Origin of the sequence: Desulfovibrio sp., from assembly GCF_041907885.1 — a bacterium.
Taxonomy (GTDB): domain Bacteria; phylum Desulfobacterota; class Desulfovibrionia; order Desulfovibrionales; family Desulfovibrionaceae; genus Desulfovibrio.
The window spans coordinates 58,978-72,372 of record NZ_JAYRGM010000002.1 but is presented as its reverse complement, the minus strand read 5'-3'; the positions used below and the strand labels follow the sequence as shown (position 1 = coordinate 72,372).

The window sequence follows — 13,395 nt, the reverse complement described above, 5'->3', positions numbered from 1 at the left end:
ATAAACCCGCATTCGGGAACCAACGCAGAGAGGTGTCATAAAAATGGCTGCCGGAGTACTTCCTCAGATTGACTATAGCCGTTATTCCAAAAACGGCGAACTGTTCCTTGCTGGCGGCGTGGTGACCATCCTGTTCGTCATGCTGGTTCCGCTGCCCACATTCTTTCTCGACATTCTGCTCTGTGTCAGTATTTCCATATCGCTGCTGGTGCTCATAACCACCATGTTCATGACCAGCCCGCTGGAATTTACCATCTTTCCCTCGCTGCTGCTCGTTACAACCCTGCTGCGCCTGGCGCTCAACGTGGCTTCAACCCGCCTTATCCTGCTCAACGGCAACATGGGCGCAAACGCAGCGGGCGAGGTTATCCGCGCGTTTGGCCAGTTTGTGGTGGGCGGTAGCTATGTGGTTGGCGCAGTTATCTTCATGATCCTGTTCATTCTCAACAAGGTTGTTATCACCTCTGGTACTTCGCGCATCGCAGAAGTGGCCGCCCGTTTTACCCTTGATGCCATGCCCGGCAAACAGATGGCTATCGAAGCCGACCTCAACGCGGGCCTTATAGACGAAGAACAGGCCAACGCCCGGCGCGCAGGCCTGCGCAAGGAAGCCGATTTTTACGGCGCCATGGACGGTGCGTGCAAATTTGTTTCGGGCGACGTGAACGCGGGCATGTTCATCACCATGGTGAACCTGATCGGCGGCATCATCATCGGCATGGCCCAAAAAGACATGGACTGGAATACGGCCCTCACCACCTACTCGCTGCTGACCATCGGTGACGGTCTGGTTTCCACCATTCCTTCGATCATTGTTTCCACCGGCACAGGCCTGCTTGTTTCGCGCGCCGCCTCCGAAGCCAAGATGGGCGAGGAATTTCTGGCCCAGCTTACCTTCAACAGCAAGGCGCTCAAGATGGTTTCGGGCGTGCTGCTCCTTTTTGCCCTTGTGCCCGGCCTGCCCACCATCCCCTTTTTGATCATATCGGGCATGATCTTTGCCGTAAGCCGCCTTACCGAAAACAAGGATCAGGACGCCGCCAACAGGGCCAAGGCCGAAGAAAAGAAAAAGAAGAACAGCGGTTCAGGCACGGCAGATACGCCAGAAGAAGTACAGGCCCTGCTGCCGCTCGACACCCTGGAACTTGAGGTGGGCTATGGCCTCATCCCCCTGGTGGATGAGGAACAGAGCGGCAATCTGCTGGCCCGCATACGCTCCATACGCCGCCAGTTTGCGCTGGATAATGGCGTGGTCATTCCCTCGCTGCATCTGCGCGACAATCTGCAACTCAAGCCCGGTCAGTACTCTCTGCTTATCAAGGGCAATCAGGTTGCCTCGGCAGAAATTCTGGTCGACCATTTTCTGGCCATGGATCCCGGCAACGTGACCACCAAGATCAGCGGCATCGAAACCCGTGAACCGGCCTTTAACCTGCCCGCGCTGTGGATTCCCGACAGCCAGCGCGAAGAGGCCATGCTGGCCGGTTACACGGTGGTCGATCCCGCCACGGTTATCGCCACACATCTGACAGAAGTGTTCAAGCGCCACCTGGCCGATTTTCTTGACCGTCAGGCGGTGCAGGGCCTGCTGGATACCGTGGCCAAGCACTCGCCCAAGGCGGTGGAAGACCTGGTTCCCAATGTGCTGCCCCTGGGCGTGGTGCAAAAGGTATTGCAGCTTCTGGTACGCGAAAACGTCAGCGTGCGCGACATGCTGACCATTGTGGAAACCCTGGGCGACTTTGGCGCGGGTGTCAAAAACCCCGAAACCCTGAACGAATACGTGCGCGAAAAGCTTTCGCGGGCCATTGTGAGGCCCTATCTCGACAGCCAGGGCACGCTCTCGGTGCTCACCCTGGCCCCCAATGCCGAAAGGCTGGTGCAGGAGGGCGTTCGCCACGCCGACAACGGCGTCACCTTCCTCTCCATGAACCCGGCTGTGGCACAGCGGCTTGTCAACAACATCAGCGCTGCCGCCGACAATGCGGTCAATGCCGAGGCCCAGCCCGTGCTGCTGGTCACGCCTCTCATCCGCCCGCATCTGGCCCAGATCATCACGCGCTTTCTGCCCACGGTTCCGGTTATTTCGCAGGCAGAAATTCCGCCCGATATCCGCTTGCAGTCGGTGGGCGTGGTGGACGCAGAATAAAACAAGGGTGCATACATGCACGGCGCTGCTGGCTCAAGGCTGGCAGCGCCTTTTTTTATAGGCTGTACAGGCTTGCCCCGCGCAAAAATTGCAATTTGGCCTTGTAGCGGCTATTGTAGGAATGGGGAAAAACCCCTGCGGCAATTTGGCCCTTGAGGAAAAAGAGCGCCTTACAGTTGGCCCCAAATTTGCATTTAACCTGATGTCGTCAAACAAACGGCACACACTAGCCGTTTGGCGATACTGAACCGTCAGGCAAAGGAATGGGCCATGCAGGTAAAGACGTTCACAGGGGCCACATCACAGGAAATTCTGGCCAGAATCAAGGTCGAGATGGGGCCTGACGCCGTTATCCTGGGCAACCGCACCTACCGTAAAAACGGTGTGGTCTGCCACGAAATAACTGCCGGTATTGAGCGCCCCAAGACAGAATCTGCCCAGGGTGCTGGCGCACCCGCCGGCTGGGGAGAATGGCACCGCGACTGGATGCAGCTGAAAGATCAGATTTTCGCACTGATGAAGCCAGCCATCCAGCTTGAGCGCCTCACCCCCCGTCAACGCGTGGCTCTTGAATATTTGCAGCGCGAAGGGGTTTCGGATTCTGTGGCGGTTGATCTTTACAAGCGGCTGCTGGCAGAACCCGGCGCATCGGTGCTTGAATGCCTGTGCGACATGGTCCCCGTAAAAACCTGGGGCGCAGAACACTGGGGGCAGCGCATCCACCTGATGGCCGGGCCGTTTGGCCTGGGCAAAACCACCACGGCCCTGCGCTTTGCCCTGCACCTGCGCAGAAACGACCCGGAAGCGCGCATTGCCTTTATCAACGCCGATTGCCTGCGGGGCAACGGCAGGCTGATTTTGCGCCACTGGGCAGAGCTTTCCAATTTTTCGTACATGGAAGCGCCCGACAAGGCCTCCATGGAGCACGCCCTTGCCGCCACGCGCGAGGCCAGCGCTGTATTTATCGATGTTCCCGGCCTCGACCGCAACGGCAGCCTTGCCAGCTGGAAGGCCGACATGGGGCTTGATGCGGTGGAGGCGGCAACGCACCTTACACTTTCGCCCTTTTTTGACGCCCTGCAAACCCAGGCTTTTTTGCAGCGCTACAAATCAACCGGGCCGGGTTCCATTGTCTGGACCAAGCTGGACGAAGCCGTGAGCTTTGGCAATATTGTTAATGTGGCCTGCCAGGCGGGCCTGCCGGTTTCAGCACTGTCTTTTGGCGCGGAACTCAAGGAAAGCCTTGCCCCGGCCACAGAGCCGCTGGTCTGGCGTCTCATTTTCAAAAGGCAACTTCCCGGTCAGGCCGCCTAGCGCGGTTCGGCCTTAACATGTGGAGCAGACAGATGAGCGGCACTTTCCCCCTGGTTTTTTCCGTCACTTCAGGCAAGGGCGGCGTAGGCAAGACCAATATCTCGGTCAATCTCGCCATCTGCCTTGCGCAGCTGGGCAAGCAGGTAGTGCTTATTGACGCCGACCTTGGCCTGGCCAATGTGGACGTGGTGCTTGGCCTTACTCCGCAAAAAAACATTTTCCATCTGTTTCACGAGGGCGCAACCATAGCCGACATTCTGTTTCCCACGCCCTACGGCTTTTCCATACTGCCCGCATCGTCTGGCATGAGCGAAATGCTCACGCTCTCCACAGGGCAAAAGCTGGAACTGCTGGAAGCCGTGGATGAAATGGAAGACGGCCTCGACTACCTTATTGTCGATACAGGGGCCGGTATCAGCGACAACGTGCTCTATTTCAACATGGCCGCACAGGAAAGGCTGGTGGTGCTCACACCAGAGCCCACATCGCTCACCGATGCCTATGCGCTTATCAAGGTGCTCAAGAACAACCACGGCGTCGAACGTTTCAAGGTGTGCGTGAACATGGCCCCAGACCTGAAGACAGCCAAGGACATGTTTGTGCGGCTGCACCAGGCCTGCGACCATTTTTTGAGCGGCGTTTCACTGGAACTTGTGGGTGTTATTCCGCGCGATACGGGCGTGCGCAAGGCCGTTGTGCAGCAGCTGCCCTTTTGCATCAGCGAGCCGCAAAGCCCGGCCGCCAAGGCCACAATGTCGCTTGCCAAAAATATCAGCGCCTGGGAAGCCCCCGAAAATCTCGACGGCAACATCAAGTTTTTCTGGAAAAAACTGCTTTTCCGCTAGGCGCACAGGCAGCGCACGCTGCCGCTGGCAATAACCACGATCACTAACCTCAACGTGTTGCAAACGCGGCGCTTCCGGCCTTGGCGGGCAGGTGGGGCGCAGCATAACAGGCATGCAGATGCCACGGGGTAGAAGAGGCAGATCCGAAGGAAACCATCATGAAGACCGGCACAGCGCAAGCGCAAGCTCCCTGCCCCTGGGAAGCGCTCGAAACCGGGGCAACCCCTTGGGAGAGCTTTTCACCGGCAGAGCAGGAATCTGTGGTGCGGCATTATGCGCCCAAGATCCGCTTTCTCGCTTTGCGGCTCAAAGCCAAGCTGCCGCGCAGCGTCGAGCTTGGCGAGCTGATCAGCTCTGGCACGCTGGGGCTCATGGAAGCTCTGGGCAAGTTCAGGCCGCAGCTGGGCATACGCTTTGAAACCTATGCCGAAAGCCGTATCAAGGGAGCCATGCTTGATGAATTGCGCCGTCTTGACTGGTTTCCGCGATCGTTGCGCCAGCGTGTCCGCGTGCTTGACGAGGCCATGCGCAAGGTGGAGCACGAGCACGGCAGGCAGGCCACAGAAGACGAACTGCAAAAAATTACCGGGCTTGACATGCGCGACGTGCGCCAGGGCCTTGAAGCACTGCAAAACCAGCTCTGGATTTCTCTTGATGCCATTCAGGACACACTTTCGGGCGAGGGGCCCGAGGGTGGTGGCGAGCCCTTCCGCAATACGGCCCTGCAAGAGCTTGTGGAACGCGTGGCTCCGCTGATCGACCGCTTGACGCCAAGGGAAAAATTGGTACTGTCCCTGTATTACACTGATGAGCTTAATATGCGTGAAACAGCCGAAGTAATGGGCATTACCGAAGGCCGCGTTTCACAATTGCATTCGCAGGCCCTGAACCGCCTTCGCAAAGAGTTTCATAACCTCTATGGCGAAGGTTCCGAAATATAAGCTTACAACAGACAGTGGCGCACGGCTGCAACGTCTGTTGCAAACCGATATAGACGGCGCTCCAAGGAGATTCTCTCATGCCTTACAATCCGAATATGCGTGTTCTTGTGGTTGACGATTTCTCCACCATGCGTCGTATTGTGCGCAATATTCTGCGCCAGCTCGGTTTTCAGAACGTGGTAGAAGCCGACGACGGCACTTCTGCCTGGGATGTGCTTAACCGCGAAAAGATCGACTTTATCGTTTCTGACTGGAACATGCCGCAGATGACCGGCATCGAGCTTTTGCGCAAGGTTCGCTCCAGCGAGCAGTTTGCCAACATCCCCTTTCTGATGGTCACTGCCGAGGCGCAGCAGGAAAATATCATAGAAGCGGTGCAGGCCAAGGTTTCCAACTACATTGTCAAGCCGTTCACTGCCGACACCATGAAGCAGAAGATCGACAAAATTTTTCCCTAGCCTTTGCACAAACATCCCTGGCTTAGACGGCCCGCACCTGGCCGGGGTTAGCGCCACACAGCGCAACCTGGCCGGGGCGGGCCTTTTTTTGCAGGCCCATGGCCAGCAGTGTCGCTGGCCAAGGCAAGGCCGCTGCACGATTGTTGCCCCAAGTCATCCATGGGCAGCCATTGGCGCACTTGGCCGTTTGACCTTACATATCGGGCGTGGCCGTCAGGAGTGACGCGTGGCTGAAAAACAGGATCTCAAGGAAGCCCCCGCCAAGGACGAGCTGCAAGTTGCAGTAAGCCCCGACACAAGCCTGCGCAAGGTAGAGCTTGATCTCGACGACGCGCCCTTTCTCACGGAGCAGGAATCCCCACCACCGGCCAAGAAGGAAGACGCTCCCCTTCAGGTGGCCGCAGACGCCCCCGCACCCAACAAAAAGAAAAAGCTTATTCTCATTGCGGGCGCGGCTGCGCTGGTTGTTGTGCTGGCAGCTGCTGCGGCTGTATGGTGGTTTGTGCTGCGCACACCGCCGCCACCACCGCCAGAGCCCGTCAAACCAGAAGTGATTGTGGTCCCCACACCCAAAACACCCACGGCCAAGCCTGACAGCGTCAAGGAACTGGCCCCCTTTGTCATACCCCGGCAAACGGCCAAGGGAGCCCGCTTTCTTATCTGCAAATTTTCTACTGTCAGCCAGAGCCCCAGGGTGGGCACGGAAATCGACCAAAAACTCATTCCCCTGCGGGATGCCCTGTACTATTACCTGAGCAGCAAGACGGACGCTTTTTTACTTGATCCGGCCAATGCCCCGACAATCAAGAAAGACCTGAGCGGCGTGCTCAACGACTATCTCACGCAGGGACGCATTGATGACATCCTGTTTGAAAGTTATCTGAACGAGTAAGCTGTTCCGCAGGCCGCTGCCAACGACAGAGCGCAGGGCACGCAGATTGAAGCCGAGTGCGCAGGGGGCAATGCAGGCCCATGCTGGCCCGGCAGCCTGCAAACCGGCAACAGGAGGCCGCCATGAGCGTTGACGCCACAATGGCCGTGCTGTATGCCCAGACAAATCTGGCCGCCAATGTGAGCAATGCCGCTGCGGTTGCTCCACAGGCATCTGCCGCCATGTCGCGCGTGCTTGCGGCGGCCATGGCCAAGCAGGAGCAGCAACAGGTGGCGCAGACAGACCCAAGCCACCAGACAGCCCTGACCCCCGATGCAGAAAAACGCGGTCTTCCCCAGTTTGGCAGCCGCCGCAAACGAAGACCCCCACCCAAGCCTGAGCCCGAAACAACCGGAGAACTGGCGCCGCCCCTGGTGGGTAACCTGTTGAACATAAAAGTATGAACGATACCCTGCTGTTTGCCCTGGTTGCTCTTTTTTCGCTGTTCGAGCTTGCCATTCTTGGCGGCGTGTTTGTTTTTTATATGCGCCTGCGGCGCTCCGAGGCCCTGCTCAACGCGCTGCAAGGCAATCAGGAAAGCCTGCTTGCACGCATCGAAATGAACGCACGGCTTGAAAAGGAAATTGTGGCCACCTTTGCGCAACGGCAAGCCGAACTGCGCAATCTTGATGAAAAGCTTGAGGAACGCACGCACGAACTGCGGCGCTTGCTTGAGCAGGCAGAGGGAATCAGCCGATCCCCCCAGTTTTTGCGGGAGCTTATTCTGAACGGAAGGCGCAAGGGGCTGAACAGCCGCCAGATCGCCAAAAATGCAGGCCTCAGTGTTGACGAGGTCGATCTGATCCTGGCGCAGGAAGCGCAATAGTATTTTGCGCCCCACCAGCCACGCAGGCTCTGCGCGTCGAGCGCAATACTCTCGGTGCTGACCAACGTAGCCCGCAGGGCATCTGCCACAGCTTGTCTGCCTTGCTAGCAATATTTGTGAGCTGGTTGTCAGGACGAAACATCCTGCCAGACCGCTGACCGCTACAAAACATGGCTTCCGCCATGCCTTGGGCATAAATCGGTTGGTGCGCCGCGTGCTGGTCGTTTTAAGGAGATTCCCTGCCGCGCCCTCTCCAGAACCCAAGGCGAGAGCAAAGCGGCTAAAAGCCCAGTTTGAACTGCATGCCCATGCCCAGAGCAGATTCGGGCTGTTTGTTGGCCGCCGTGCGTTCGCGTTGTTCGTCCTTGAGAATCAGCTCTGGCCCCACACGGATATTCAGGTCGTCCCCAGCATCCACATCTGCATAAGCGCGCACCACATGGCGGCTCTGCATGGGAATGTTTTCGTCAACAGATTCTGGCTCCATCTGGCTTTTTTTACGCCACGCCGATTCATCCTGCCCCACGCTCACGGCCAGGCCATTCTTGCGGTCTGCCTTGTTCGTCGCCGACTTCAGAGCTGAATTTATGCCAGAAGCCGTGTTGACGGAGTTGTCCTTGGCGGCCTCTTCGCCCACGGCGCGCTTGCGCAACTCACTGGAGCTTGTTCCGTCGCGCCATGCCTCGCGGCTATGCGTGCCGCTGTCAAATGCCCAGGCAGGGGCGTGAATGCCAGCGCCTGTTTTATCCCTGCTCTTACCGGCTGGCCGTTTTGCCTTGCCCGACGCTTCGCCACGCGTGTGGGACTTCTGCGCCTTGTCACTGCGGCCTGCGGCGTCGGCGCTGGTTGGTGCGGCAGATTCCGCCTGCCCACCACCAGATGCAGCGGCTACGGGGGCTGCTGTCGTGGGGCGTTCCTGAGCGCGCACCTCCAGTGGCGCACCCAGCATCTGCTGCGCCACAAAAAATGCAAGAAGAAGCCAGGCCAATTTTTTGTCCATGATTTCCCTTTACGACAGGCAGGCCATGTCTGTAAAGCCCACGGTTTTTACTTGCAAACCGATGGCCGCCATTCGGGCTCTGTATATCCAATGGCACAACGCACAGCGGGGAAAGCGCCGTAACGCCTTCCCCGCTGTGGTATTTGTAGTGGGGCACTGCTGCCACCACAATCAGTCTGCTATTCGGTCTTGCTCACAGGCGCCGCTTTTTTGGCGCTGGTCTGCTCTTGCAACAGCTTTTCTGTATTCACAACAGGGAAGCTGGGGCTTGTGCCCGCATCCTGCCAGCCGCCGCCAAGGGCCATGCACACGCTGACAACGCTGTTGAGTCTGTCACGCAGGGCAGTGGCCAGTTGCAGCTCTGCTGCAAAAAGCTGGCGCTCGGCGTCCAGAACCGTCAGGTAGTCGGTGTAGCCGTTTGTGTATTGCAGGCTTGCAATCTGCACGGCACGCCGCAGGCTCTCAACCTGTACCTGCATGCTGCGCACGATGTGGTCGGCCTCTCGCTGCGAGGTAAGCGATGTGCGAATATCCTCAAAAGCCGACTGCACAGTTTTGCGGTACACGGCAATGGCGGCCTTTTTCTGGGCCTCGGCGTCCTTGAGGTTATACCAGTTGCGGCCAAAATCCAGCAGGGGAATCGTGCCGGTAACGCCGTAGTTCCACGTGCCGGCAGGGCCGGTAAAGAGATTGCCCACCGAGGCGCTCAGGGTTCCCAGCATGCCCGTAAGGGAAATGGAGGGGAAGAACTGGGCACGGGCAACGCCGATATTGGCGTTATAGGCCATAATGGTAAACTCGGCGGCGCGCACGTCGGGACGCCGCTCAAGCAGATCAGAGGGCAGGCCTGCGGGCAGCACGGGCGGCGCTGGCAGCATGTTGATGGCCTGACCGCGCTTCATGGCGCTGTCCATGATGTCACGGGGCGAACGGCCAAGCAGCACGGCCAGGCCGGCTTCGGCCTTGTCCACGGCCACGGTGCTGGTATGCACCTGGGCGCGGGCTGTTTCCACTTCTGCACGGGCGCGCTGCCAGTCAAGCTCGGTTATGTCACCCTGCTTGTAGCGGGCCGTGTAGATGCGGAACGATTCTTCGCGTGACTTGAGGGTACGGCGGGCCGTATCAAGCTGCATGTCCTGCGCCAGCAGGGCAAAGTAGCCCTGTGCCGTCTGCCCGGCCACCGAAAGCCGCAGGGCCTCGTGCCCGATCACCGTGCTCATGAGCACATCGCTCAGCATGGTGTACTGGTTGCGCACCTTACCCCAGAAATCGAGCTCCCACGAGGCGTTCAACGCGCCCTGATAGCCGGTGGAGGAACGCGAGAGCTTGGACTGGTCAAAAGGTACCGTATTGGCGCTTTTTTCCGATGCCCCCTGGGCCATGGCCGCCCCCGAGCCCGAAACAGCAGGCGCAAGGGCTGCCGTGCCAACGCCCACCTGGGCCGCAGCAGATTCGATCTTGGCCATGGATTCGGCCAGATCCTGATTGTTTTTTAACGCCTCATCTACCATTTCTGTCAAAACAGGGTCGTTAAACCTGTTCCACCAGTCGGTATGCAGCGGTGCAGAGCCCATATCCACCGAACGCCACTGCTTGGGCATTTCCTGCTCCGGCCTGTCATAGTGCGGCGCAAAGGAACATGCGGAAAGCAATACCGTCAGCGTCAGCACCAGGGCCGGTGCTTTAAACTTGATGCCTGCTGTCTTGGCCGAAGCGGTCATATGTCTTCCTCCTGGTCTTCCGCAAGGTGATCCCTGCCCGCGTTGGGGTCGGTTTTTCCCTGGAGTTTCAGTGAGAGTTGCATGATGGCCTTAAAAAAGAACGGCACAAACAGCGTGGCTATGCACGTTGCTGCCAGCATGCCGCCAATAACCGCCGTACCGATGGCGTGGCGGCTGTTTGCGCCCGCGCCAGTGCTGATGGCCAACGGCACGCAGCCCAGAATAAAGGCAAGCGAGGTCATCACGATGGGCCGGAAACGCAGTTTCGATGCATGTATGGCCGCCGCATCCAGGCTGCGCCCGGCGCGCCAGGCCTCTACGGCGAATTCAACAATCAGAATGGCGTTTTTGGCCGCCAGACCAACCAGGGTAACCAGCGCCACCTGAAAATAGATGTCGTTGGAAAGCCCCCGGCCCCAGGTTGCCACCAGCGCACCAAACACGCCAAAGGGCACGGCGGTGAGCACCGAAAGCGGCAAGGACCACGATTCATACTGCGCGGCAAGAATCAGGAAAACCATGACAAGCGCCAGCACAAAGATGATGGTGGTATCGGAGCTGGCCAGCTTTTCCTGAAGGGCCGAGCCAACCCAGCCAAGCTGGAAGTCGGACGAAAGCACAACAGCTGCGGCCTTTTCCATTTCCGTAAGGGCCTGACCAGAAGAATAGCCAAGGTTGGGCGACCCCATGATATGCGCAGCCGGGAACACGTTATAACGTTCCACCACCTGCGGGGCCGTGCGGCGTTCAAGGGTCATCACCGCAGTCAGCGGCAGCATTTCGCCCGCGCTGTTGGCCACGTATATATCGTTGAGGCTTTCGGGCAGCACGCGAATATCAGACTCGGCCTGCATACGCACCTGGAAGGTGCGCCCCATCATGTTGAAGTCGTTGACATACGAGCTGCCGAATGTGGCACTCATGGCCGAGTACACATCACTGATGCTGATACCCATGTCCTTGCAGCGTTCGCGGTCAAGGTTGGCATAGAGCTGGGGCGAGCCGGTAGAGAAGAGGTTACGCACCATGCCAATGGACGGATATTTGGGCGATCCATCGGCGTTTTTGGAAGTAACCTCGGCCACCAGTTTGTTGGCGGCGTCTTCCATGTCTTTAAGGCTGCCGCTGCCGCGCATCTGCACATAGCCTTCAAAACCGCCCGTGGTGCTCATGCCGCTGATGGGCGGCGGCGAAAATCCTAGAATAAAGGCTTCGGGCTGCATCACGGTAACCGCGCCCACGGTTCCCACAATGGCGTCGGCAGACAGCTTGGGATCCTTGCGTTCGCCCCAGGGTTTGAGCAGGGCAAAGAAGGTGCCGTAGTTACTCTTGGCAGCCATGGAGGTGATATCCAGGCCAGAGAGAGTACCCACGCTCAGAACAGCAGGGTTTTTGAGCATAAAGTCGGTGAGCACCTGGTTAACCGCGCGGGTGCGGGGCTGGGCTGCGCCGTCGTCGAGGATGGCCAGACCCAGCAGATAGCCCTGATCCTCGTTGGGCACAAGACCACCGGGAACCACGCGGAACAGCCATGCAATGCAGACCAACATGAGCCCGCAGAGGGCAAGGGCCCGCCAGGCAGATGTCTTGATAAAGCGCACCGCGTTCACATAACGGCGGGTAATGCGGCCAAACACGTAGTTGAACCACACAAAGCCCTTGGCAGGCTGCCTGTCGTGCTCGTGCGGCTTGAGCAGCAGCGCGCAGAGCGCCGGGGTAAGGGTAAGCGCCACAATACCCGAAAGCACAACCGACACCGAAATGGTAATGGCAAACTGCTTGTACATCTGCCCCGCAAGGCCGCCCATAAACGAAACAGGGATAAACACGGCGCACAGCACCAGCACAATGGCGATAACCGGGGCCGTCACTTCGTTCATGGCCTTGGCTGTCGCCTCCTTGGGCGGCAGATGCTCCGAACTCATAATACGTTCAACGTTTTCAAGCACAACGATGGCGTCGTCCACAACAATACCGATGGCAAGCACCAGGGCAAACAGCGTAAGCGTGTTGATGGTGTAGCCAAAGGCAAACAGACCCGCAAACGTACCGATAATGGACACCGGCACGGCGATGCAGGGAATGAGCGTTGCGCGCCAGTTTTGCAGAAAGACGTAAACGACGATGAACACCAAAATCATGGCTTCGACCAGGGTGCTCACCACTTCCTTGATGGATTCGATAACAAAGTCGTTGTTATCCACCAGCAGGGTGTAGGCGAGGCCGTCGGGCATGCGCTTGGCTATTTCTTCCAGTTTTGCCTTGACCAGATCGCCGGTGGCGATGGCGTTGGCACCGGGCAGCAGATACACGGCGCCCATACGCGCGCCCATACTGTTGTAGCTGGAAAGAACGCTGTAGTCCTTGCCGCCCAGTTCTATGCGGGCCACGTCCTTGAGCCGCAGCATGGCGCTGTCGGCACCGGCACGGATAATGATTTCGCCAAATTCTTCGGGTGTCACCAGACGGCCCTGGGTGTCGATCTGCCAGGTGAGCTCGGTGCTATTGGCGGTGGGCATGTCACCCAGGCGACCGGGAGCGTACTGCGAGTTCTGCTCCTGAATGGCCGCGCTGACCTGTTTGGCGGTAAGGCCATACTTGGCCAGCTTGTCGGGGTACAGCCAGACGCGCATGGAGTAGTCCATGCTGCCAAACAGCGAGCAGTCGCCCACGCCGTTGAGGCGCTTGAGTTCGTCAACAACGTTTACCTGGGCCCAGTTGTGGATGAACACGTCGCTATAGCGCCCGTCGGGCGAATAGAAACAGAACACCTGCAACATGGCTGGCGAACGCTTGGTAACCGTAACACCCTGGCGACGCACGTCTTCGGGCAGCGTTGCCTGGGCCAGGTTGACCTTGTTGTTCACGTTGACCAGGGCCATGTTGGCATCACTGCCCAGGGTGAAGTAAACGTTGATGCTGCCCGAACCAGAACCCGAGGCGGCGGTGGAAGTCATGTAGAGCATGTTTTCCACACCGTTGATGTTCACTTCAAGAGGAGCAAGAACGGTCGAGGAAATCGTTTCCGCCGACGCGCCGGGGTATGACACGCTCACGTTGACGGTGGGCGGCACAAGGTCGGGGTATTGTGCGATGGGCAGGGCCTTCATGGCCAGAGCGCCCACCATGGTTATGACAATGGATATGACGGCCGAAAGTACCGGCCTACGCAAAAAGAAATTCGGCTTTGTAGAAACAGCCATATGCTAC

Annotated in this window: 11 protein-coding genes; 8 read left to right on the top strand and 3 right to left on the bottom strand. The window is 58.4% G+C overall.

The features are described from left to right. Nucleotides 1-43 precede the first annotated feature (43 nt). From flhA to ACE3NW_RS01770, 8 genes are all read left to right on the top strand, one after another. On the top strand, nt 44-2,149 hold the full coding sequence (gene flhA, locus ACE3NW_RS01805; RefSeq protein ID WP_374279761.1) for a flagellar biosynthesis protein FlhA: 2,106 nt from the start codon (nt 44-46) through the stop codon (nt 2,147-2,149). A 270-nt stretch (nt 2,150-2,419) separates the two neighbouring features. Next, nucleotides 2,420-3,463, top strand: a complete 1,044-nt coding sequence (locus ACE3NW_RS01800; RefSeq protein WP_374279759.1) for a flagellar biosynthesis protein FlhF — start codon at nt 2,420-2,422, stop codon at nt 3,461-3,463. Between the two features lie 32 nt (nt 3,464-3,495). Beyond that, a complete protein-coding gene (locus ACE3NW_RS01795; protein ID WP_374279757.1) occupies nt 3,496-4,308 on the top strand; it encodes a MinD/ParA family protein in 813 nt (270 codons plus the stop codon). A 158-nt stretch (nt 4,309-4,466) separates the two neighbouring features. Continuing rightward, nucleotides 4,467-5,249, top strand: coding sequence for a FliA/WhiG family RNA polymerase sigma factor (locus tag ACE3NW_RS01790; RefSeq protein WP_374279755.1), 783 nt, complete (start codon nt 4,467-4,469; stop codon nt 5,247-5,249). A gap of 77 nt (nt 5,250-5,326) precedes the next feature. Then, nucleotides 5,327-5,707, top strand: a complete 381-nt coding sequence (locus ACE3NW_RS01785) for a chemotaxis response regulator CheY (protein WP_374279753.1) — start codon at nt 5,327-5,329, stop codon at nt 5,705-5,707. A 226-nt stretch (nt 5,708-5,933) separates the two neighbouring features. Continuing rightward, nucleotides 5,934-6,599 carry a flagellar basal body-associated protein FliL gene (gene fliL, locus ACE3NW_RS01780; protein WP_374279751.1) on the top strand — a complete coding sequence of 222 codons (666 nt, stop codon included), beginning with the start codon at nt 5,934-5,936 and terminating at the stop codon, nt 6,597-6,599. A gap of 122 nt (nt 6,600-6,721) precedes the next feature. Further along, nucleotides 6,722-7,042 (top strand): hypothetical protein, encoded by a 321-nt coding sequence (locus tag ACE3NW_RS01775; protein WP_374279749.1) that lies wholly within the window; start codon nt 6,722-6,724, stop codon nt 7,040-7,042. Then, complete coding sequence (locus ACE3NW_RS01770; protein WP_374279747.1) at nt 7,039-7,464, top strand: hypothetical protein; 426 nt, start codon at nt 7,039-7,041, stop codon at nt 7,462-7,464. The genes ACE3NW_RS01775 and ACE3NW_RS01770 overlap by 4 nt, the downstream gene beginning before the upstream one ends. Nucleotides 7,465-7,744: 280 nt before the next feature. On the opposite strand, the gene ACE3NW_RS01765 is transcribed toward ACE3NW_RS01770, so the two are convergent. From ACE3NW_RS01765 to ACE3NW_RS01755, 3 genes are all read right to left on the bottom strand, one after another. Continuing rightward, complete coding sequence (locus ACE3NW_RS01765) at nt 7,745-8,464, bottom strand: hypothetical protein (protein WP_374279745.1); 720 nt, start codon at nt 8,462-8,464, stop codon at nt 7,745-7,747. A gap of 179 nt (nt 8,465-8,643) precedes the next feature. Further along, nucleotides 8,644-10,185: an efflux transporter outer membrane subunit gene (locus ACE3NW_RS01760; RefSeq protein ID WP_374279743.1), complete on the bottom strand. Its 1,542-nt coding sequence runs from the start codon at nt 10,183-10,185 to the stop codon at nt 8,644-8,646. Then, complete coding sequence (locus ACE3NW_RS01755; RefSeq protein ID WP_374279741.1) at nt 10,182-13,388, bottom strand: efflux RND transporter permease subunit; 3,207 nt, start codon at nt 13,386-13,388, stop codon at nt 10,182-10,184. Before ACE3NW_RS01755 ends, ACE3NW_RS01760 begins: the two co-directional genes overlap by 4 nt. Nucleotides 13,389-13,395: the final 7 nt, after the last annotated feature.

Bases quoted from the DNA above. Each gene is read 5' to 3' on its own strand.
- ACE3NW_RS01775 (WP_374279749.1), top strand. From the start codon at position 6,722: ATGAGCGTTGACGCCACAATGGCCGTGCTGTATGCCCAGACAAATCTG.
- ACE3NW_RS01800 (WP_374279759.1), top strand. From the start codon at position 2,420: ATGCAGGTAAAGACGTTCACAGGGGCCACATCACAGGAAATTCTGGCC.
- ACE3NW_RS01755 (WP_374279741.1), bottom strand. From the start codon at position 13,388: ATGGCTGTTTCTACAAAGCCGAATTTCTTTTTGCGTAGGCCGGTACTT.
- ACE3NW_RS01760 (WP_374279743.1), bottom strand. From the start codon at position 10,185: ATGACCGCTTCGGCCAAGACAGCAGGCATCAAGTTTAAAGCACCGGCC.
- ACE3NW_RS01785 (WP_374279753.1), top strand. From the start codon at position 5,327: ATGCCTTACAATCCGAATATGCGTGTTCTTGTGGTTGACGATTTCTCC.
- ACE3NW_RS01790 (WP_374279755.1), top strand. From the start codon at position 4,467: ATGAAGACCGGCACAGCGCAAGCGCAAGCTCCCTGCCCCTGGGAAGCG.
- ACE3NW_RS01765 (WP_374279745.1), bottom strand. From the start codon at position 8,464: ATGGACAAAAAATTGGCCTGGCTTCTTCTTGCATTTTTTGTGGCGCAG.
- ACE3NW_RS01795 (WP_374279757.1), top strand. From the start codon at position 3,496: ATGAGCGGCACTTTCCCCCTGGTTTTTTCCGTCACTTCAGGCAAGGGC.
- flhA (WP_374279761.1), top strand. From the start codon at position 44: ATGGCTGCCGGAGTACTTCCTCAGATTGACTATAGCCGTTATTCCAAA.
- ACE3NW_RS01770 (WP_374279747.1), top strand. From the start codon at position 7,039: ATGAACGATACCCTGCTGTTTGCCCTGGTTGCTCTTTTTTCGCTGTTC.